The 19,179-nt window shown below is 66.0% G+C and carries 15 protein-coding genes and 1 pseudogene; 10 read left to right on the top strand and 6 right to left on the bottom strand.

Annotated elements, in window-relative coordinates; all coding sequences use genetic code 11:
- Window positions 1-104: 104 nt before the first annotated feature.
- Window positions 105-260 carry a hypothetical protein gene (locus C493_RS23080; RefSeq protein WP_161606899.1) on the bottom strand — a complete coding sequence of 52 codons (156 nt, stop codon included), beginning with the start codon at window positions 258-260 and terminating at the stop codon, window positions 105-107.
- Between the two features lie 114 nt (window positions 261-374).
- Window positions 375-1,436, bottom strand: coding sequence for an NAD(P)-dependent glycerol-1-phosphate dehydrogenase (locus C493_RS13365; RefSeq protein WP_007259983.1), 1,062 nt, complete (start codon window positions 1,434-1,436; stop codon window positions 375-377).
- A 156-nt stretch (window positions 1,437-1,592) separates the two neighbouring features.
- Between C493_RS13365 and C493_RS13370 the strand changes: the two genes are divergently transcribed.
- A complete protein-coding gene (locus C493_RS13370) occupies window positions 1,593-2,801 on the top strand; it encodes an MFS transporter (RefSeq protein WP_007259984.1) in 1,209 nt (402 codons plus the stop codon).
- Window positions 2,802-2,852: 51 nt separating this feature from the next.
- Here C493_RS13370 and C493_RS13375 read toward each other — a convergent pair whose 3' ends face one another.
- Window positions 2,853-3,842 carry an NAD-dependent epimerase/dehydratase family protein gene (locus C493_RS13375; RefSeq protein ID WP_007259985.1) on the bottom strand — a complete coding sequence of 330 codons (990 nt, stop codon included), beginning with the start codon at window positions 3,840-3,842 and terminating at the stop codon, window positions 2,853-2,855.
- Between the two features lie 121 nt (window positions 3,843-3,963).
- Between C493_RS13375 and C493_RS13380 the strand changes: the two genes are divergently transcribed.
- Entirely contained in the window at window positions 3,964-5,016 is a 1,053-nt protein-coding gene (locus tag C493_RS13380) for an RAD55 family ATPase (protein WP_007259986.1), read from the top strand.
- 38 nt (window positions 5,017-5,054) lie between these two features.
- Here the strand turns inward: C493_RS13380 and C493_RS13385 are convergent, their stop codons facing one another.
- The gene (locus C493_RS13385) at window positions 5,055-6,998 is read right to left on the bottom strand and encodes a hypothetical protein (protein ID WP_152421161.1); all 1,944 of its coding nucleotides are present in this window, start codon (window positions 6,996-6,998) and stop codon (window positions 5,055-5,057) included.
- 239 nt (window positions 6,999-7,237) lie between these two features.
- Between C493_RS13385 and C493_RS23870 the strand changes: the two are divergent.
- From C493_RS23870 to C493_RS13415, 7 genes and pseudogenes are all read left to right on the top strand, one after another.
- Window positions 7,238-7,425: pseudogene (locus C493_RS23870) on the top strand (DUF123 domain-containing protein); the annotation flags it as partial.
- A gap of 534 nt (window positions 7,426-7,959) precedes the next feature.
- Window positions 7,960-8,979 (top strand): ABC transporter substrate-binding protein, encoded by a 1,020-nt coding sequence (locus C493_RS13390; RefSeq protein WP_007259988.1) that lies wholly within the window; start codon window positions 7,960-7,962, stop codon window positions 8,977-8,979.
- A complete protein-coding gene (locus C493_RS13395; protein ID WP_007259989.1) occupies window positions 8,976-9,419 on the top strand; it encodes an ester cyclase in 444 nt (147 codons plus the stop codon). Before C493_RS13390 ends, C493_RS13395 begins: the two co-directional genes overlap by 4 nt.
- 9 nt (window positions 9,420-9,428) lie before the next feature.
- On the top strand, window positions 9,429-10,562 hold the full coding sequence (locus C493_RS13400) for a FecCD family ABC transporter permease (protein WP_049889361.1): 1,134 nt from the start codon (window positions 9,429-9,431) through the stop codon (window positions 10,560-10,562).
- Window positions 10,559-11,392, top strand: coding sequence for an FAD-binding protein (locus C493_RS13405; protein ID WP_007259991.1), 834 nt, complete (start codon window positions 10,559-10,561; stop codon window positions 11,390-11,392). Before C493_RS13400 ends, C493_RS13405 begins: the two co-directional genes overlap by 4 nt.
- Window positions 11,389-12,300, top strand: coding sequence for an ABC transporter ATP-binding protein (locus tag C493_RS13410; protein WP_007259992.1), 912 nt, complete (start codon window positions 11,389-11,391; stop codon window positions 12,298-12,300). Before C493_RS13405 ends, C493_RS13410 begins: the two co-directional genes overlap by 4 nt.
- Before the next feature lie 9 nt (window positions 12,301-12,309).
- Entirely contained in the window at window positions 12,310-13,164 is an 855-nt protein-coding gene (locus C493_RS13415) for an FAD-dependent oxidoreductase (protein ID WP_007259993.1), read from the top strand.
- A gap of 10 nt (window positions 13,165-13,174) precedes the next feature.
- On the opposite strand, the gene C493_RS23085 is transcribed toward C493_RS13415, so the two are convergent.
- Window positions 13,175-13,336 (bottom strand): hypothetical protein, encoded by a 162-nt coding sequence (locus C493_RS23085; RefSeq protein WP_161606900.1) that lies wholly within the window; start codon window positions 13,334-13,336, stop codon window positions 13,175-13,177.
- 35 nt (window positions 13,337-13,371) lie between these two features.
- Here C493_RS23085 and C493_RS13420 point away from each other — a divergent pair, with 35 nt between their 5' ends.
- Window positions 13,372-13,971: a peroxidase-related enzyme gene (locus C493_RS13420; RefSeq protein ID WP_007259994.1), complete on the top strand. Its 600-nt coding sequence runs from the start codon at window positions 13,372-13,374 to the stop codon at window positions 13,969-13,971.
- An 89-nt stretch (window positions 13,972-14,060) separates the two neighbouring features.
- On the opposite strand, the gene gltB is transcribed toward C493_RS13420, so the two are convergent.
- Window positions 14,061-18,620: a glutamate synthase large subunit gene (gltB, locus tag C493_RS13425; RefSeq protein WP_083912414.1), complete on the bottom strand. Its 4,560-nt coding sequence runs from the start codon at window positions 18,618-18,620 to the stop codon at window positions 14,061-14,063.
- Window positions 18,621-19,179: the final 559 nt, after the last annotated feature.

Here is a 19,179-nt window from a genome sequence, read left to right on the forward strand (position 1 = left end):
CCGCGCCGGCACCTCCCACTCGAAGGATTCCCGTAACGCCTCGTAGTCGTCCCACTCCCGCTCGTAGAAGTGGTAGGTCTCGAGTCTGTCTGTCGGAGCCATGATCACTCCACCGCGATGGTGTCGACCGGCGAGTCGGTTCCGTGACCGATCTTCGGCGGCGATTCGCCGTCGCGGAAGTCGGCGTTTTCGTCTTCCACGCTCCACCGTCCCCAGGCGCTCGGTGCCGTCTCGAGTACCGTCGATATCGGTTCGTCCATGCTTTCGATTGCCACGGCAACGGCTGTCGGGTTAAGGATTCGCGTCCGATAACTCGAGTCGACGAGCGCGACGGTCTCTTCGATCGTGCGGAGCCGTACGTCGATCGCCACCGATCAGTCGATGACGCCGGTCTTCGTCGCGACTTCGCGGGCGGCCCGCTCGTTCATCCCATCGCCCAGAATCGTGTAGCGATCGCGGATCTCGTGGCAGGTCGTCAGCGCCTCGAGGACGGTCTCGTCGTCGATGCCGAGCTCGTCGGCGGTCGTCGGCGCGTCGATGCTGTCGAGTGCGTTCCTGATATCGCGCCAGATGCCGTTCTCGCCGCCGTGGAGATAGGCCGTCATGATCGAGCCGACGCCGACCTGGTGGCCGTGGAGGGCCGTCCCGGGGGTCAGTCGATCCAGCTGGTGGGAGAAGAGGTGTTCCGCGCCGCTTGCCGGCCGCGAGGAGTCGGCGATGCTCATCGCGACGCCCGAAGACATGAGCGCCTTGCTGACGATCCAGGCCGACTCCTCCAGGCCGGGTCGGACGAGGTCGGCGTTGCCGACGAGGATTTCGGCGGTCATCTCGGAGAGCGCGGCGGCGTACTCGGAGTACTCGACGTCTTTCAGTCGCTTCGCGAGTCGCCAGTCCATCACCGCGGTGTAGTTCGAGATGATGTCGGCACAGCCCGCGGTCGTCAGCTCCCAGGGCGCCTGCGCCAGCACCGCGGTGTCGGCGACGACGGCAAGCGGCGGCTCGGCGGCGACGCTGTGGCGCGTATCGCCCTCCGGGACGGAGCCGCGATTACTGATGACGCCGTCGTGGCTCGCCGCGGTCGGGATCGAGAGAAATCCCATCTCGAGGTGGTGACTCGCCATCTTGGCGATGTCGATGGCCTTCCCGCCGCCGATGCCGACGAGGTAGGAGGCCTCCTCGGCCTCGGCGGTCTCGATCACGCGCTCGACGGCGTCGAACGTCGCCTCCTCGACGGTGACGACCGCGGGGTCGACACCGGCCGCCTCGAAGTCGGCGGCGATCGGATCCGCGGCGACCTCGCGGGGCGTCGGGCTCGTGACGAACAGTGGCCGGCCCTGCAGGTGGAGATCGTCGACGACGTCGACGACGCGGTCGATAACGCCGTGGCCGACGACGACGTTTCGCGGCAGCCGAATCCAGGTCGACTTCTCGAACATCGTTCGTCTCACTCGCGGGCACACATAAAACCGTTCTCGTCGATACGAACGCCGACGGGGCGGCCGATGGTCGAACCCGCTGCGCCGTCCCCGACTCGAGCGCGGTCGATTTCAGCAGGTACTTTACCGAACTCGGCCTCGAGCCGAACGTCTCGGATGCGACGCGAGTACGGCATCAGGTACGGTCCACATCTCGCGGCCTTCAGCGTCGGCTACGTGCTCTTTTCGTACGCCGCCGTTCCGGGTGTCGTCGGCGACCACTTCGACGTGGGCTACACGGCGGTCGGCCTGCTGATGAGCGCGGCGCTGGCCTCGTTCGTCCTCGTCCAACTCTTCGGCGGCCGTCTGGTCGACGACCGGTCGACGGTCGGCGTGCTTCTGGGCGTCGTCACCGTCAACGCGGCCCTGGCCGTCGTCATGGATCTGACCGACTCGTTCGCCCTGTTGCTCGCGCTGCGCGGGCTCTGGGGACTCGCGGGCGGGCTCGCGGTGACGGTCTGTGCGACCCACATCTCGCGGGTCTACGGGGGGCCGACTGCGACCTGGCACCAGGGTCTCAACGGGGGGATGTTCACCGCCGGCGGCGCCGTCGCGTATCTCGTGACGCCGCTGCTCGTCGACGCGACCGGCTGGTTCGGCGTTCACGCCGCCGGCGCGGTCGTCGCGGTTCCGGCCGCGGCCGTGCTCTGGATCGACCGCGACCGAGCCGCCCGAACGCGTCCGGAGACTCGCACGCGCGAAGATGAGACAGATACAGACGGAACGTCCCTCGAGTCCGAGCCGCGGCGACGAGCCGACGGCGGAAAACCGGCGAGTGCGCTCGCGGTCGTTCGCTCGCCGGTCGTCCTCCTCGCCGCGGTCTGTAACTTCGCGACCCTCGGCGCGTACGTGACGCTCTCGACGTTCGTCGCGGCGTACTTCGCCGACCTCGGGATCGCGGGGCCGCTGAGCGCGTTCGCGCTCTTTGTCGCCTCGTTGGGACGCCTCGGCGGCGGCATCGCCGTTCTCAGACCCGCCATCCACGACGGCCGGGTGATCGCCGGCGCGGCGGGCGTCGGCGCCGCCAGCCTGTTCGCGCTGCTCGTCGGCGACGGAATCGCCCTCGTCGTCCTGCCGTTGCTCGCCCTCGCCGCGGTCTCGCTGCCCTTCGGGGCGGTCTTCAAGGCCGCGTCGACGGCGACGCGCCGCGACGGAACCGCGGTCGCGTTCGTCGTCGCGGTCGGCAACGTCGCCGCGCTCGTCCTCCCCGCGATCACCGGTCACCTCCGCGACGCGACCGGCGAGTACGCGCTCCCGTTCGCGCTGATGGGTGGCTTGAACGTCGTCGCCGCCGTCGCCGGACTCGCGATCGCCCGTCGCGGCTGACTCGGCTCGGCTCGACTCGACTCGAGTCCGAAGCGCGCGGAACCCAGCCACTCAGAACGTATCCAGAATCCCGAGCACCCGCTCTTCGGCCTCCCGGTCGGGGCCGTTGTCGCCGCCGTCGCGGTCGCTCTCTCTGTGGTCCGCGACCGTCCGCTCCATCGCCGTCTCGAGCGGCGTCGACTCCCAGCCCAGCGCGGCGAGTTTCGCCGTCGAGAGCACGTGCGGATACGCGCGGTAGAGCGGATAGTCGTCGAGTTCGATCTCGCCGGCCTCGAGTTCGCGCGGGCCGGCGGTGACGACGTCGACGGCGGCGTCGAGTTGATCGGCGACCAGGTCGACCATCTCCGCGAGCGTGACGAGTCGGCGATCGCCGACGTTGTACGCCTCGCCGGCGTCGCCGCGCTCGGCGACGATCCGGAGCGCACTCGCGACGTCCTCGACGTAGACGCGGTGGCGGACGTTCGTTCCGTCGCCGGGGACGAGCACGCGATCGAAGCGGTCGACGCGGTCGATCCACCAGTCGAGGCGCTCGGTGTAGTCGTGGGGCCCGTAGACGATCGGCGGACGGACGCTCATCGCGCGAACGCCGTTCTCCGCGGCCGCGAAGACGGCGCGATCACCCTCGGCCTTCCGATTGCCGTAGGTCGCTCCCGTCTCGTCGACGGCCTGGTCGGCCGTACACGCCTCGAGGGGCGTTTCTCCCTCACGTTTCGGGATCTCCTCGCGACCGTAGGCCGCGCCGCTCGAGACGTAGACGTAGGCCTCGCAGTCGTCGAAGATCCGCGTGGCCGCGCGAACGTCCTTCGGATGGTAGGCCACGCAGTCGAAGACAGCGTCGGGATCGACCGTCATCGCCGCCGATTCGAGCGCCGAGTCGTTCGTCCGGTCGCCCTCGACGTGTGAGACGCGCTCGTCGGCGTCGAAGGGGTTCTCACGGGTCCCGCGGTTGAGCAGCGTTACGTCGTAGTCGGCCTCGAGCAACTCGGCGACGAGGTGGCGCCCGATAAAGCGCGTGCCGCCGATGACGAGTGCGTCGTCCATGGGCTATCGTCGTCGCCGCGGCGGAAAAACGTCGACGATCGATCGACCTCCCCGCGAACGGAACAGTCACGCTCGAGGCGAACGGGTTCTTTCCGGCCGTTCGTCGTAGCCGGGGCCACGGATGACCCCGTCAGAACGGCCGCACCGGTCGACCGAGTCTCCGCTCGAGTGTACGCACTGCCAGTATCCGATTCCGGGCGACCCCGTCGACGGCGACGGCGGCGACTACTTCTGTTCGACGGCCTGCCTCGAGGCCGCCGAGGGCGAGAACACGATGCCCGACCCGAGTGCGTACAAGCGGATCGTCACCGGCGTCGAACCGCTCGACGCCCTGCTCCCGAACGGTGTCCCGGCGGATTCGTTCGTCCGACTCGCCGGCGAGGCGGGCACGCGCCGAGACGAACTGTTGACGGAACTCGTCTGGCGCGCGTTAGAACGCGGCGAGCCCGCGACGGTAGTGACGTCGACGACCCCGCCGACGGCGGTCCTCGAGCGGTTCTTCGAGAGCGGCTGGAACGTCCTGCCGGCGCTCGAGGACGATCGACTTCGGCTCGTCGACTGCGTCACCCACCGGCTGGCCGACCGCGAGGCGTTCCTCGAGCGCCGGGGGAAGTGGAACGAGTTTGTTGGCGAGGCGGCGGCCGACGCGATCGTCTCGGTCGAGTCGCCGGACGACCGCGCGGCGATCCGCTCGGCGCTGACCGAGACGCTCGACGACCTCGGAATGACCGGCACCGGCGTCGTGACGATCGACTCCCTCGGCGAACTCGAACGTCGGTTCGCGGCCGACGAAACGGACGGGGACGCCGCGCTCCTCGAGTTCCTCGCGACGGTTCGAGCGACCGTCTGCAAGGCCAGGTACGTGCCGATCGTCGCCGGCTCCGCCCCATTCCGTCGCGTCGCGGACGCCGAGCGCTCGAGCGCGCTTCGCGCCGCCGGTGCCGACTCCCGCTTCGACGGGATCGTCGACCTTCGACTGGTCGAGCGCCGAGATACGGAGACGCGGCGGTGTCACCTCGGGGTGCGGAAGCTCGCCGGGGCTCGGCGCCTCCCGCAGTGGCTCGCCTACGAGTACGAACCCGCGCGGGGCCTCTACGCGCTCGAGTCGACGACCGAGCGCGCTCGTTCGACCGGCCGCGACCGACGCGTCGAGGACGTATCGAACCGACACTGACGCCCTCGAGCGCCTGCACGAGAACTCACGCTCTGCTTTTAACCGCTCGAGCGTGGTAAGTGGCGGTGGCGAATCGGTGCGGGTTCGAGAGACGACGAGCGACGACGAGCGGCGGCAATCGGCGCTATTCGAGTCACACTTCCAGCTTCCAGATCATGACTGACCGAACTGACCGATACCCCGACGAGAGCGGCACCGAGCGCTCGAGCGAGACCGACCGAGGCGACCGACGCGGTCGACGACGTGAGACGGCGGGTACTCGACGCGACGAAGGGGACCGTCGTCAGGCGGGACGCTCCGACCGCCAGCGCGGCGAGCAGCCGGCTCGAGAGGATCGCTCCGGGGGCGAACGACGGCCCGACCGAGAGCGCAGCTTCGAGACGGACGCGATCCGGGAAGGCGACCTCGAGTACGGCGGCGAGGCGCGCCGAGACGAACGTCGCGGCGGCGGGCGCGAACGGCAGCCGACGGGTGGCCGACGCGAGGACGACCAGCCCGAACTGCGCGGTCGGCGATCGCAGGGTGGCCGGACACCACGGAACCACGACCAGCACTCTCGAGGCCGCCAGCCCCAACAGCACGTCGGACAGCAGGGCGGACGCGGACGACGAGATCCGCAAGAACACGAACAGCACGGACAGCAGCAACGAGACCGGCGTCGCCAGCGGGGTCGTGAGCAGCCACGACAGGGTGGACGCGATTCTCAGCGGGGAGGACGCGGACGCCAGCAGAGTGGACACGGTCGCCAGCAGGGTGAACGAGGCCCCCACGAGCGGTACGGCCAGGGCCGAACGCAACAGGGAGACCGTTCCCGCGGCGGCGAACAACCGCGCGGCCGAGAGCGCGGCTTCGAGACGGACGCGATCCGAGAAGGCGACCTCGAGTACGGCGGCGAGGCGCGCCGAGACGAGCGACGCGGCGGCGAGCGCGAACGGCGACCGACGGGCGGCGGGCGGGGACAGCGCGATCGGCACCGGTCGGAGATGCAACAGCGTCGGCGGGGGTCCCAGGGGGAGCGCCAACGCCAGCGTCAGTACCAGTCGGATATGCCACAGGGACGACGCGGCCAGGAGCATCAACGGGGCCACGAGCGGACGAACCCCGAGCGCGGTCGCGGCCAGCAGTCCCAGCGAGAACGGCGGGGACACGCCGGCAGCCAGTTCGAACCCGACGTGACCGACGAGGCGAATCTCGAGTACGGCGGCGTCAGGCGCCGAGCGTCCCGAGAGGAGCGCGGCGAGCGCTCCGAGTTCCGCGGCGACCGGAGCCAGCAGGGTCGGCAGGGCCAACGGGGTCAGGGAGACCGCCAGCCCCGGCGGGGGCAGCAAGGTCGGCGGTCCCAGCGAGAACAGCAGGGTCCGCAGTCTCAGCAAGACCGTCAGCCGCGACGCGAGCGAGGCCAGCAGCCGATGGACGATCAGCGGAAACGCGGTCAACAGCCAATGGACGAGCAGCGAGGGCGAGGACGGCAGCGCGACGAGCGCCGGGGCCGCGACGCCGACGACCGACAGCCCCGCGGCGAGATGGAGATGCAGGACCAGCAAGCGCGCCAGGACCGACGGGACCGCAGCTACCGCGGGCAACACCAGGAGCAACGCGGCCAGGACGGTCGAGAGCAGCCGGAACGGGACCGGCGGCAGGACCGGTCGCAGGGCGGCGACCGCGGTGATGTCGACCGACCGCGCGGCGGCCAGTCCGGTGGCGGCCTCGAGTACCGCCAGGAAGGCCACCGAGACGAGAGCGGCGCGTGGACCGACGACCCCGAGTTCGAGCGCACTCGAGCGCAGGACCGAGACGTCCAGCGTCGCGACCGGGGCGATCGGGAGTCCCGACGCACCGAGGAAGACCGACGTCAGGACGACCGCGGCCGGCAATCGCCCGCGCGCGACTGGAACCGCCAGCGCGACCAGCCGAGCGCGGGCGAGCGCGACGAGCAGTCGAACCGAGCGCGGGACCGCTCCAGCGACGGAGAGCGCCACCATGCCCAGCGTCCCGACACGGACACGACCAACCGCCGGCACGTCCACGAGAACGAGCCGGAACACCGGGACGACGAGAGTCGGAGCGATCCGCCGAACAGCTAACGCGACGCGAACCGGTCCCGTCCGATCGAACGCGAGCGCGAACGGACACGCCGCCACGAATCGCGTCCGTTTTTGTCGCCTCGAGCCGACCGCCATCCATTGGCGGCACGCACGTACTGGTCGTCGACGTCCCGCAAGCGACGACGCTCGAGGCGGTGGTCACGTTCCCCGACGCCGACCGAGAGTGCGAACTGGTCCGGACGTTGCCCGGTGACTCGGTGCGGCGTTCGGCGCCTCCGACTGCGACTGCGCGAGTTACCTGCTCGCCACGGCCGGTCGCGAGACGATACTCGAGGCGGCCACGTCGGTCGGTGGCGTCCGCGAGCACGACCGGGGAAGTCGATCATTGCGGCTCCCGAACCGAGTTCCACATCGCTCGCGGCCTCCCTCGCGGTCCTGCAGCAGTGTGCAGCGGCTCCCGTCGCTGCTCTCGCCGTCGCAACGATCTCCCTCTTTTCCCCATCGATCCGCGTGACGTTGCAAGTCAGGAACGGTGACACCGAACCGGGGATTCGTCCCGTCCGACTACCCATAGTCGACAGAGGCCGAGTTCACTGACAAGCCCCGCGCCACCGTGCGCGGAACAGTTGACTAGTCGGGTCTGATCCGTCACCGACTCCAACCGACAATAAGCCAACTATCAGCCGACTTTATCAACCTGAGTTGTTGTAATACAAAACCACTTTATAACTGATGTATGTATTGTCGGCTGATGGACGGCCAACTGAATCGACGACAGGTGATCACTGCTGGCGGGATTGGGATAGCGGGTGCGCTCGCAGGCTGTACCTCCAGTCCAGGGAGTTCATCAGGAGACGATAGCACAGGTGAGCGAACGCACACAGTCTCGATGGCGCCGATGGGCGAGGTCGAGTTCTCGAGCGTCCCCGAGACGTTTGTCGGACGGTTCGGCTTCGTCGTCGACATCGCGGCAGCACTCGACGAACTCGATTCGCTCGTCGCAATGTACAGCAACTATTCGGTGTTCGGACACAGTCATTTCTACGACGAACTCGAGACCGTCTCGATCGATCCCACAGAGATCGAAGAGCTTCACACGGACGACTGGGACATCCGTCTCGAGCGGTTGTACGAACTCACACCAGACTTCACCGCAATCGATCCGAACTACCTGATCCACTACACCCAGTTCGACGAGAACGAGGTCGACCAGTTCATCAATCGGATCGGGCCGTTTCTTCACAACGAGAGCCAGAGTGAACGGGCCGACGGGTGGCCAACCTGGCCCGATGGCGACTATCCGTACCTGACACTCGCCGAGTTTACGCGGATCTACGGCGAGGCCTTCCAGAAGACGGCGCGCGCCGAGGCCATCCGTGAGCTCAACGAGGAGGTCCGCGAAACGGTCACAGACCGCCTCCCGCCGGAGTCAGAGCGCCCAACCGTTGCCGTCGGGAGTCTCCACAACGGTACCTGGCACCTCGACACGTTCGCCGATGCGCCCGAGAACACCTACGGAGAGATGCACTATCGGGAACTCGGCGCTCGAGATGCCGTTGCCGAACACGGCAGTGGTCGCGTGCAAGCTGAAATGGAGTTGATGCTCGAGATCGATCCCGACGTCTTCGTCTGGCGTCACGGCCTGTTCGATCCCGAGGGAGTGGTCGAAACGCTCGAGGAACTCGAAGACGACACGCTCGGCAGCCAACTGTCGTGTGTCGACTCGGGGCGCTTTTTCATCGGCGGCAGCCCCGACCAGGGGCCAATCGTGAACACGTTTCAGACGGAGATGCTCGCGAAACAGCTCTATCCCGACGAGTTCGGCGAGTACTCCGGTCTCGGTGAGATCCCGACCGACGAGCAGCTGTTCGACCGCGGCCGGATCGACGAGATCGTTCGTGGGGAGGAACTCGCATGAGCACGCTCGAGACCGAAAAAGCGCTCGTCGAAGAGTTCGTCGTCGCCGCCTTCGAGAAAGACGACCGGAAGACGGTCCGCCGAATGCTCACCTCGGATGCCCTCGTTCACACGCCGAACGTACCCGGCGGGGAACTCGACGTCGACGGGTTCGAGACGCAGATCCTCGACGCCTTCCACGACGCGTTCCCGGATCTCTCGATCGCGGTCGAGTCACTGATCATGGAGGGGACGACCGTGATCTGTCGGTTCACGATGACCGGAACGCACGAGGATGTCTTTCGCGGGATCGAGCCGAGTGGTGAGACGATCGCCGTCACGGGGGTCGTAGAGCTTCGGCTCACCGACGCAGGAATCTCCGATCTGTGGCAGACGACCGACAGCCTCGAGTTACTCGAACAGATCACAGACGACGCCCACAGGGTCGATCACGGTGAATAGCCCGAAGCGATGAGCGAGAAGACCGGTGAATATGGCCGCCAGCAGGCGCACGCTGATCGACGTGTGGGTTCAGGCGGTCGTCTCGAATGGATCGATGGGACACTCATCTTGCTCTGTGTCGCGAGCCTCGCGGTCACCGTCGGTGCGGGGGCGATTCAGGTCACCTTCGGAGACTATTCGGTCTCGATTACAGCGGTCTGGGGAATCATCTTCGATCCGGCGGTACTCGCGAGTCCGACGACGCTGTACGCGCTCGTCTTCGGCGGCGACCTGACACACCTCACGACGGAGTCGCTGATCGTCTGGACACAGCGAATTCCACGAGTTCTCGTGGCAGTTTTCGTCGGGATGAACCTCGCTCTCTCGGGAGCGATCTTCCAGGCGGTGACGCGGAACGAACTCGCGAGTCCGTACATTCTCGGAGTTTCTTCTGGTGCGGGGCTCGCTGTCTTGCTTACGCTCGCCATTTTCGGTGGGCTGGCCGCATACATCCCACTTTTCGCCGCGCTCGGCGGTGCGCTCGCGTTCTTCCTCGTTTACGCGATCGCCTGGAACGGCGGCACGAGTCCGGTCCGACTCGTCCTTGCGGGCGTGATCGTCAGTACAATCTTTGGATCGCTTCAAACTGGACTGTACTTTTTCATCGACGATCTCGGCACCGTTCAGGAGGCACTCGCCTGGACGACGGGTACACTGAGCGGGTCCGACTGGAGCGAGATTCGACTCATCGTTCCGTGGACGCTACTCACCGTCGTCCTCTCGATCGCCGGGGCTCGCCAGCTCAACGTCCTGTTGCTCGGCGAGCGAACGGCCCGGTCGCTCGGGATGTCGGTCGAACGTGCCCGATTCGGACTCTCGGCGGTCGCTATCGTCGCGGCGAGTGCCAGCGTCGCAGTCGCTGGGATCATCGGTTTCGTCGGCCTCATCGTCCCCCACATCGTCCGGACGATCGTCGGCAGTGACTACCGGGCGCTCCTGGTTGGCTGTTTGTTCGTTGGGCCCGCGTTGCTCGTCGTCGCTGACGTCCTCGCCAGACTCGCGATCAGTGGCTCGCAGCTCCCGGTCGGGATTCTGACCGGACTCATTGGCGGGCCGTACTTCCTCTACCTGATGAAACGAAAGCAGAACCTCGGAGAACTATGACAGCAAACGACACTGAACGGAGTCGTATCGACCGAAACCAGCTTGAGTACGACGTGCTCGTCGTCGGCGGCGGTGCCGCCGGTCTCTCGGCGGCGATCTTCACCGCACGGTTTGGCCTCGAAACCGAGGTTTTCGCGTGTGGCCGCTCGGCGATCTCACGGTGTGGCCACCTCGAGAACTACCTCGGCTTTCCTGGAGGTGTCGATCCACCCACGTTCCTCGAACTGGGGCGCGAACAGGTGACCCACGAGGGAGCGACAGTACACTCAGAGATGGTCACCGAGATCGACAAACCGGACGAACGGTTCCGCGTCGAGACGATCGATGGGACAGTTGTGAGGCCACGGTACGTCATCGCTGCGACCGTCATCGACGGCGACTACCTCGAGTCGCTCGATCCGACGCTGTACCACGAGGACGACCACGCCGTCGACTGCGACGAGCGCGGCCGAACCGCAGTCGACGGGCTGTACGTCGCAGGCCGGTTGGCGGACGCGACTCACCAGGCGATTATCTGTGCCGGTGACGGAGCGAAGACGGCACACACACTCATCACCGACGTGTTATGCGAACGGGGATACTGGGATGCGATCGCGAGTCAGTACACCGACTGGGTCGTCCGCGAACGACCCGACGACGACTGGCAGCCCCGCGTCGAATCGTGGATACGGGAGAGTGTTCCTGAAGACGGGGACATCTCGGAGGAGCGAATCCAGTGGGTCATCGACGACATCGTCGAACGGTTCGAAGCCAGAGCGATCAGCGACAGCGAGCGCCGCGAACGCGTCCAGCGCGGCCGAGAACTCGTCACCGCACACCTCGAGCCATGATCGGGAAACTCAGCCTCGAGACCCTCACCGAGCGCGGGATCACTGAAGAACCCGGCTGGGGACCAGTCTCGAGTGACGACACGGCTACCCGAAGCGAGCAGCGTGACCACATCGAGTGTCGCGATCTCGTCCTCGAGTACAACGCGAGTGACGAACCGGTCGTCGACGGTGAGACGATCGGCGTTCCCAAAGGGAAGGTAACGGCCCTCGTCGGGCCCAACGGCAGCGGCAAGAGCACCCTCCTCCGAGGTGTCGCACGCGAACTCGAGCCGACCGACGGGCACGTCCTCCTCGACGGGACGGACATCGGGAGCTATTCGCGCAAGGAACTCGCTCGCGAGCTGGGGTTGCTCTCCCAGCACAACGTCGCACCCGAGTTACTGACCGTCGAAGATCTCGTCAGACACGGCCGGTATCCCCACCGGCGGCTGTTCGATACCATGACAGATAGCGACTGGCAGGCTATCGACTGGGCGATCGATACGGTGGGAATCGACCACCTCCGCGACCGGGATGTTGGCTCCCTTTCGGGCGGACAGACGCAACTCGCCTGGATCGCAATGGTCCTCGCACAGGAACCTCGGGCGATGTTACTCGACGAACCGACGACGTACCTCGACTTGCGCCACCAGATTCGTCTCCTCGAGGTAATCCGCTCGCTCAGCGACGACGTCGACATGACTGTCGTCGTGGTTCTACACGACATCTCACAGGCGGTCCGCGTCTGTGATCACCTCGTCGCACTCGAGGACGGTGCGGTCTACGACAGCGGTCCGCCGGCAGCGGTCGTCACGGAGGAGCTGATGGCCGAAGTATTCGGCGTCGACACCCGCGTCGAGTCCGGGCCTGACGGGCTGCAGATCCATCCGATCGGAGAGATCGAGCGAACAACGGGCGAAGACTGCTAACCGATACCGATGACCGAAACCGACGAACGAACGGAGACGGATCGACCGAGAACCGACACGGCGCAGTTCGACCACGACGTGGTGATCGTCGGCGGCAGTGCTGCCGGGCTCGCTGCAGGGGTATTTACCGCCCGCCACGGACTGGATACGTTGGTCCTCCGAGGCGGACACACGGCATTGCTGCGCTGTAGCATCCTCGAGAATTATCTCGGGGTGCCGAACGTTGATCCGGCGGACTTCCTCGATGTCGCAACCGAGCAGGCACGCGACGCAGGCTGTCGAGTCGAGAACAGGCGTGTCAAACGGCTCTGCCGCGTCGGCGCTGGCTTCGCCGTCGACGCAGGCGATGAAACGATCACCAGTCGTCGGGTCGTCGCAGCGTCCGGCCCGGAAAACGACTATCTTCAGGAGATCGCCGACGGCGCGCTCTACCGCGGCCCGGCGACACACGACAACCTCGAGTACTACGTCCCGTGTGACGACGCCGGCCGGACGGAGGTCGACGGACTGTACGCCGCTGGTCGGCTCTCCGGCATCGAGCACCAGGTGTTGATCGCCGCCGGAAACGGCGCGCGGGTCGGCCTCGCGGTAGTCAGAGACTGCCTGCGGGACGCCGGACTCTGGGACGAACTCGCCGACCACTACCACGACTGGGCAGTCCACCCACACAGACATGACGGGTGGGAGATCGACGACTGGCTCCTCGAGCGTGTTCCCGACGACGTCGACTCCGACAACGAAGCGGTGGCCGAGCGCCTCTCGTCGTACCGTGAGCGCCTCGAGACGCGGGTTCGTACCGAGGGCGAAAAAGCGCGCCGCCTCGAGCGTGGTCGTACATTGCTCAAACGATATCACAATGAGTGACACAACGTGTCTACGAGGATGGCTCGGTGTACGACAGCGGCTCCCCCTCGACCGTCGTCACGAGGGGCTGCTCCAGGAGGTCTTCGGCGTCGATGCGCGCGTCGAGTCCGGGCCCGCCGGCCCGCGAATCCATCCCGTGTGCGCGATCGAGTGACTCAGACGGGAACGCCACCGTAAGTTATTACGGAGGCATGCGAATCGTTGCCCATGGACGACGCTGCCGACGAGACACCGCAACTTCACGACGACGCGATGGAACGCTTTCCTGTCCCCGACTACGAGGATCTCCCCGACGACCTCAAAGATCGCATCGACGAGGAAACCGATCGCTCCGGGTTCACGCCGAACGTGTTCGCCGCGATGGCGTACAAACCCTCGCACTTCCGGGCCTTTTTCGAGTACCACGACGCAATCGTCGGGGATACCGCCCTCGAGCGCGAGGAAATCGAGATGATCGTCGTCGCCGTCTCCGGCGTCAACCACTGTTACTACTGCAACGTCGCCCACGGCGCACTGGTGCGGATCTACGCCGACGACCCGCTGCTGGCCGATCAACTCGTGGCGAACTACCGCACGGCGGATATCAACGACGCTCACCGGACGATGCTCGACGTCGCCGTGAAACTGACCGAACGACCGACCGAAGTCGAAGCGAACGACCTCGAGATGCTCCGCGAAGCGGGATTCAGCGAGGAAGCGCTGTGGGATATCGCCGCGGTGGCGGCCTTCTACAACCTGAGCAATCGACTGGCGATGTTCGCCGATATGCGGCCGAACGAGGAGTTCCATACGCTCGGGCGGGAGTAAGGGATGGCTCGAGGACGGCGAAATAGCTGAAGATAACAGATCCCGTGAAACGAACGGTCGAGTAACCGCGGTCGGGTAACCGACTCCGACTAGTCGTCGCTTGCGGCGTAACTGGTCGACTCCGATTCGACGGCCGCCTCGGGCGCGCCGGGCAGTTCCTCGCGGACGTCGTCGCTGCCCTGCTCGGTGATCGCCTCGTGGTAGGCGTCGGGCATGACCTTCACGAAGGCCTCGAGCGCGCGCTCCCAGTTCTCGAGGATGAGTTCGCCGCGCTCGGAGCCGGTGTAGGCGACGTGGTTCTCGACGAGGCGACGCAGCATCTCCTCGTCTTTCTCCTCGAGTTCGTCGTGCAGCGAGACCATGCCGGTGTTCGCGCGGTCGGCGAAGTCGTCGTCGGGGTCGTAGACGTAGGCGACGCCGCCGGACATGCCGGCCGCGAAGTTCTTCCCGGTCTCACCGAGGACGGCGACGACGCCGCCGGTCATGTACTCACAGCCGTGGTCGCCGACGCCCTCGACGACGGCCTTGGCGCCAGAGTTGCGGACGGCGAAGCGCTCGCCGGCGACGCCGTTGACGTAGAGTTGACCGCCGGTCGCGCCGTAGAGCGCGACGTTGCCGATCGAGATGTTTTCGGTCGGATCGTAGGTGGCCGTCTCCGGCGTGCGAACGGTGATCTTGCCGCCCGAGAGTCCCTTCCCGACGTAGTCGTTCGCGCTGCCATCGAGGTGCATCGAGACGCCGCTGGCGAGGAATGCGCCGAAGCTCTGTCCGGCGGTCCCCTCGAGGTCGACCGTGATGGTGTCCTCGGGGAGGCCGGGCTCGCCGTAGCGGCTGGTGATGCGGTTCGAGAGCATCGCACCCACGGTGCGGTCGACGTTGGTGACGTCGGTCTCGAGGGTGACCGGTTCCTCGCTCTCGATGGCGTCGGCCGCAGCCTCGATGAGGTCGCGATCGAGTTGCTCCTCGAGTTCGTGGTCCTGCTCGCGGATCTTGCGGCGGACCTCGCTGCCGGGATCGGCGAGTACCGCCGAGAGGTCGACGTTGCGAGCCTTCGGGTGGTCGACGTCGTCGCGCTGTTGCAGGACGTCGACCTGGCCGATCATTTCGTCGACCGTCTCGAAGCCGAGTTCGGCCATGATCTCGCGTAGCTCCTGGGCGATGAACGTCATGTAGTTGATGACGTGTTCGGGCTCGCCGGGGAAGCGCTTGCGCAGGTCCTCGCGCTGGGTGGCGACGCCGACCGGGCAAGTGTTCTTGTGACACTGGCGGGCCATCACGCAGCCACCCGTGACGAGCGAGGCGGTTCCGAAGATGTACTCCTCGGCGCCCAGCAGCGCGGCGACGGCGACGTCGCGGCCGGTCTTCAGTCCGCCGTCGGCGGAGACGCGGATCCGGTCGCGCAGGCCGGTCTGACAGAGCATCTGGTTGGCTTCGGCGAGGCCGAGCTCCCAGGGGAGGCCGGCGCTCTTGATCGAAGTGCGCGGGGAAGCGCCCGTCCCGCCGGAGTGTCCCGAAATGTGGACCACGTCGGCGTTGGCCTTCGCGACGCCGGCGGCGACGGTGCCGATGCCGGCTTCGGAGACGAGTTTGACGTTGATGTCGGCGTCCTCGTTGGCCGCCTTCAGATCGAAGATCAGCTGTTTCAGGTCCTCGATCGAGTAGATGTCGTGCAGTGGCGGCGGAGAGATGAGACCCACGCCGGGCGTGGACTTGCGGACGTGGGCGATCATCTCGTTGACCTTCGAGCCCGGGAGGTGGCCGCCCTCGCCGGGCTTTGAGCCCTGGGCCATCTTGATCTGGAGTTCGTCGGCCGAAGAGAGATACGTCGAGGTGACGCCGAACCGCCCGGAGGCGACCTGCTTGACGTTACACTCGCGTTCGGTGTCGAACCGTTCCGGCGGCTCGCCACCTTCGCCGGAGTTGGACTTGCCGCCGATACGGTTCATCGCGATCGAGTTGTTCTCGTGGGCCTCCGGGGAGAGCGACCCGAGGCTCATCGCGGCCGTCGAGAACCGCTGAACGATGTCCTTGATCGGTTCGACGTCCTCGACCGGGATCGATTCGCGGTCGGAGTCGAACTCCATGAGCCCGCGTAAGGTCTGGAGGTTCTGTTGCTGATCGTTGATCAGTTCGGCGAAGTCCTGGTACCGCTCGTAGTCGTTCGAGCGAACCGACTGCTGGAGCGCGCCGACGGTCTGTGGGTTCCACTGGTGGTAGATGCCGTCGGAACGGTGCTCGAACTCGCCGTGACGGTCGAGCGAGGACTCTTCGGCTTTGCTGGCGAAGGCGCTCGCGTGACGCTCGCGAACGTCCGCCTCGATCTCGGCGAGACCGATCCCCTCGGTACGGTTCTCGGTCCCCTCGAAGTAGTCAGCCACGAGATCCGAATCGAGGCCGACGGCCTCGAAGATCTGGGCGCCCTGGTAGCTCTCGACGGTCGAGATCCCCATCTTGGCCATGATCTTCAGGAGGCCGTCCTCGAGGGCGCCGACGTAGGCGTCGATCGCCACTTCGGTATCCGCGCCGTCGTCGCCGGCGGTGAGGTCCTCGATCGTCTGGTAGGCCAGGTACGGGTTGACCGCGCCCGCGCCGTAGCCGACCAGCGTCGCGAAGTGGTGGACGGTCCGCGGGTCGGCGGACTCGACGACGAGGCCGACGTGGTTGCGCAGCCCGTTGCGGACGAGGTGGTGGTGAACGCCACCGGTCGCGAGCAGGCTCGGGATGGCGACGCGGTCCGCGTCGACGCCGCGATCGGAGAGAACGATGACGTCGTGGCCGCCGTCCTCGATCGCCTCGACGACGTCCTCGCGGACGCGTTCGATCGCGGCCTCGAGGTCCTCGCCCGATTCCTCGCTCGTCGGCTCGTAGGTGATATCGATCGTCGCGGCCGTGATACCGTTGGCCGAACAGTCGCGAATCGACTCGAGTTCGGCGTCGGTGAGAATCGGCGAGTCGAGGACGAGCTGGCGGGCGTGTTCGGGGGACTCGTCGAGCAGGTTGCGCTGGAAGCCCAGTCGGGACTCCATCGAGGTGACGAGTTCCTCGCGGATGTAGTCCAGCGGCGGGTTCGTGACCTGCGCGAACAGCTGCTTGAAGTAGGAAAACAGCGGCCGGTTGAACTCCGTGAGGACGGACAGCGGCGTGTCGTCGCCCATCGAGCCGACGGGGTCTTTCCCCTTCTGGGTCATCGGCTCGATCATGTTCTCGAGTTCGTCGTGCGTGTAGCCGAATGCGGCCTGCTGGTCGCGGAGGCCGTCGACGGACTGCCGTGGGGTACTGTCACCCGTCGTCCGAATGTCGTCTATGTGGACCTGCTCTTCGGCGACCCACTCGCCGTAGCGGTCGTCGGTGAGGTCCTCGAAGACCTCGTCGTCGGGAATGACGCGCCCTTCCTCGGGATCGGCGAGGAACAGCTGGCCGGGCTGGAGTCGGCCACGCTCGTCGATCTCCTCGGGGTCGGTCTCGAGCGCGCCGGCCTCGCTGGCCATGATCAGGCGGTTGTCGGTCGTCACGTCGTACCGGCAGGGACGAAGGCCGTTACGGTCCAAGACGGCGCCGACGCGTTCGCCGTCGGTCGCCGCCACGAGCGCGGGGCCGTCCCACGGCTCGACCAGGGAGGCGTGGAAGTCGTACCAGTCCTTGCGATCCTGGTCCATCGCGTCGTCGCCGCGCCAGGCCTCGGGGACGAGCATCCGTAGCGCGTGCTCCAGATCGCGTCCGTCCTGCATCAGCAGTTCGAGCGCGTTGTCGACGCTCGCGGTGTCGGACTGGTTCGGATCGTCGATGATCGGCTTGACCGCCTCGAGGTCGTCGAGGACGTCGCTCTCGATGTCGGTCTCGCGGGCGCGCATCCAGTTGATGTTGCCCCGAATGGTGTTGAACTCGCCGTTGTGGATGATGTTCCGGTAGGGGTGTGCGAGGTGCCAGGCGCCGAGCGTGTTCGTCGAGAACCGCTCGTGGACCATGACGAAGTTCGACTCCATCCGCTCGTCGGTGAGATCCGGATAGTACGACGGAACCTGAACCCCCTTGAGAAGGCCCTTGTAGACGACGGTTTTCGAGTCAAGCGAACAGACGTAGAAGCGTTCCGTGTTCTCGATATCGGCAGCCTCGACGGAATTCTCGAGTGCGCGTCGGGCGACGTAGAGACGACGGTCGAACGCGTCGCCGTCGACGTCGTCTACGGGCGAGACGATGACCTGCCAGACGTCGGGTTCGGAGTCGACGGCCGTCTTCCCGAGGTCGTCGTTGTTCGTCGGGACGTCGCGCCACTCGAGTACCTCGAGATCGTACGTCTCGAGGGCGTCTTCGATGACCGCGATCAGTTCCGTCCGTGCCGTCTCGTCCTGTGGCAAGAATAGCGAGCCGACGGCGTACGTCGCAGGAAGATCGATTTCGAGGACATCGGCGAAGAAGGCATCCGGGGTCTGTAACATGATGCCCGCGCCGTCGCCGGTGTTTTTCTCCGCACCGGTCGTCCCGCGGTGTTCGAGATTTCGGAGTAGTTCGAGCCCGTCGGCGACGACGTCGTGGCCCCCATCCCCGTCGAGGTCCATGACGACGCCGACGCCGCAGTTCGACCGTTCGTCCGTGGGGTCTGCAAGTCCCCGCGAACGCTCGGCGGATGACGCTCTCTGTGGCTGTGGCATACACTCTGATAGCGAGAACTGCTATAAGAGAGTACTCCATAATGGCTAAGTGTATTATATACACATATAATCGAGTATAAGGGGTATTGTTCTCGTTGAATATTCGTGCAGATCTCTGGTGCTCGCGTCGCGAACGAACCGAACGGAAAACGAAACTCAAGTTTTGTCATTCCTGTAACTGCTCGAGAACCGAGGGCAACGCCAAAACGGGCAGGGATGGCTGCCCGAGCAGGGCAGCAGTGTCAGAGGCACGTAGTGCTCACCCACCAGAGTGAACACCACGTCTCACCCTTCCACATCCATCGGTAAGCAGTATTTGGTTAAAGGATTAGGTTCCTTCACTCCGGGGATCGCGACCGTTCGTTCCCGTTCACCGTCCTCGAGTCCCGAGACCTCTCGTTTCGGTTCTTCGGACGGAGGACGGTCGACAGATGGTTACCAACAGATTGGCACCCAGTACCATATGTCCTTCGGCTGTAGTATCTGCGATCGGCGAGCGAAGACGATGTGCGACCGTTGCAGCCGTTGCAACCGTCGCCGTCGAGCGACGGACGGCGGT

The organism is Natronolimnohabitans innermongolicus JCM 12255, from assembly GCF_000337215.1.
Lineage (GTDB): Archaea > Halobacteriota > Halobacteria > Halobacteriales > Natrialbaceae > Natronolimnohabitans > Natronolimnohabitans innermongolicus.

Bases quoted from the DNA above. Each gene is read 5' to 3' on its own strand.
- gltB (WP_083912414.1), bottom strand. From the start codon at position 18,620: ATGCCACAGCCACAGAGAGCGTCATCCGCCGAGCGTTCGCGGGGACTT.
- C493_RS13375 (WP_007259985.1), bottom strand. From the start codon at position 3,842: ATGGACGACGCACTCGTCATCGGCGGCACGCGCTTTATCGGGCGCCAC.
- C493_RS13390 (WP_007259988.1), top strand. From the start codon at position 7,960: ATGGGCGAGGTCGAGTTCTCGAGCGTCCCCGAGACGTTTGTCGGACGG.
- C493_RS13385 (WP_152421161.1), bottom strand. From the start codon at position 6,998: ATGGTGGCGCTCTCCGTCGCTGGAGCGGTCCCGCGCTCGGTTCGACTG.
- C493_RS13370 (WP_007259984.1), top strand. From the start codon at position 1,593: ATGCGACGCGAGTACGGCATCAGGTACGGTCCACATCTCGCGGCCTTC.
- C493_RS13405 (WP_007259991.1), top strand. From the start codon at position 10,559: ATGACAGCAAACGACACTGAACGGAGTCGTATCGACCGAAACCAGCTT.
- C493_RS23080 (WP_161606899.1), bottom strand. From the start codon at position 260: ATGGACGAACCGATATCGACGGTACTCGAGACGGCACCGAGCGCCTGG.
- C493_RS13410 (WP_007259992.1), top strand. From the start codon at position 11,389: ATGATCGGGAAACTCAGCCTCGAGACCCTCACCGAGCGCGGGATCACT.
- C493_RS13380 (WP_007259986.1), top strand. From the start codon at position 3,964: ATGACCCCGTCAGAACGGCCGCACCGGTCGACCGAGTCTCCGCTCGAG.
- C493_RS13365 (WP_007259983.1), bottom strand. From the start codon at position 1,436: ATGTTCGAGAAGTCGACCTGGATTCGGCTGCCGCGAAACGTCGTCGTC.
- C493_RS13400 (WP_049889361.1), top strand. From the start codon at position 9,429: ATGAGCGAGAAGACCGGTGAATATGGCCGCCAGCAGGCGCACGCTGAT.
- C493_RS13395 (WP_007259989.1), top strand. From the start codon at position 8,976: ATGAGCACGCTCGAGACCGAAAAAGCGCTCGTCGAAGAGTTCGTCGTC.
- C493_RS13415 (WP_007259993.1), top strand. From the start codon at position 12,310: ATGACCGAAACCGACGAACGAACGGAGACGGATCGACCGAGAACCGAC.
- C493_RS13420 (WP_007259994.1), top strand. From the start codon at position 13,372: ATGGACGACGCTGCCGACGAGACACCGCAACTTCACGACGACGCGATG.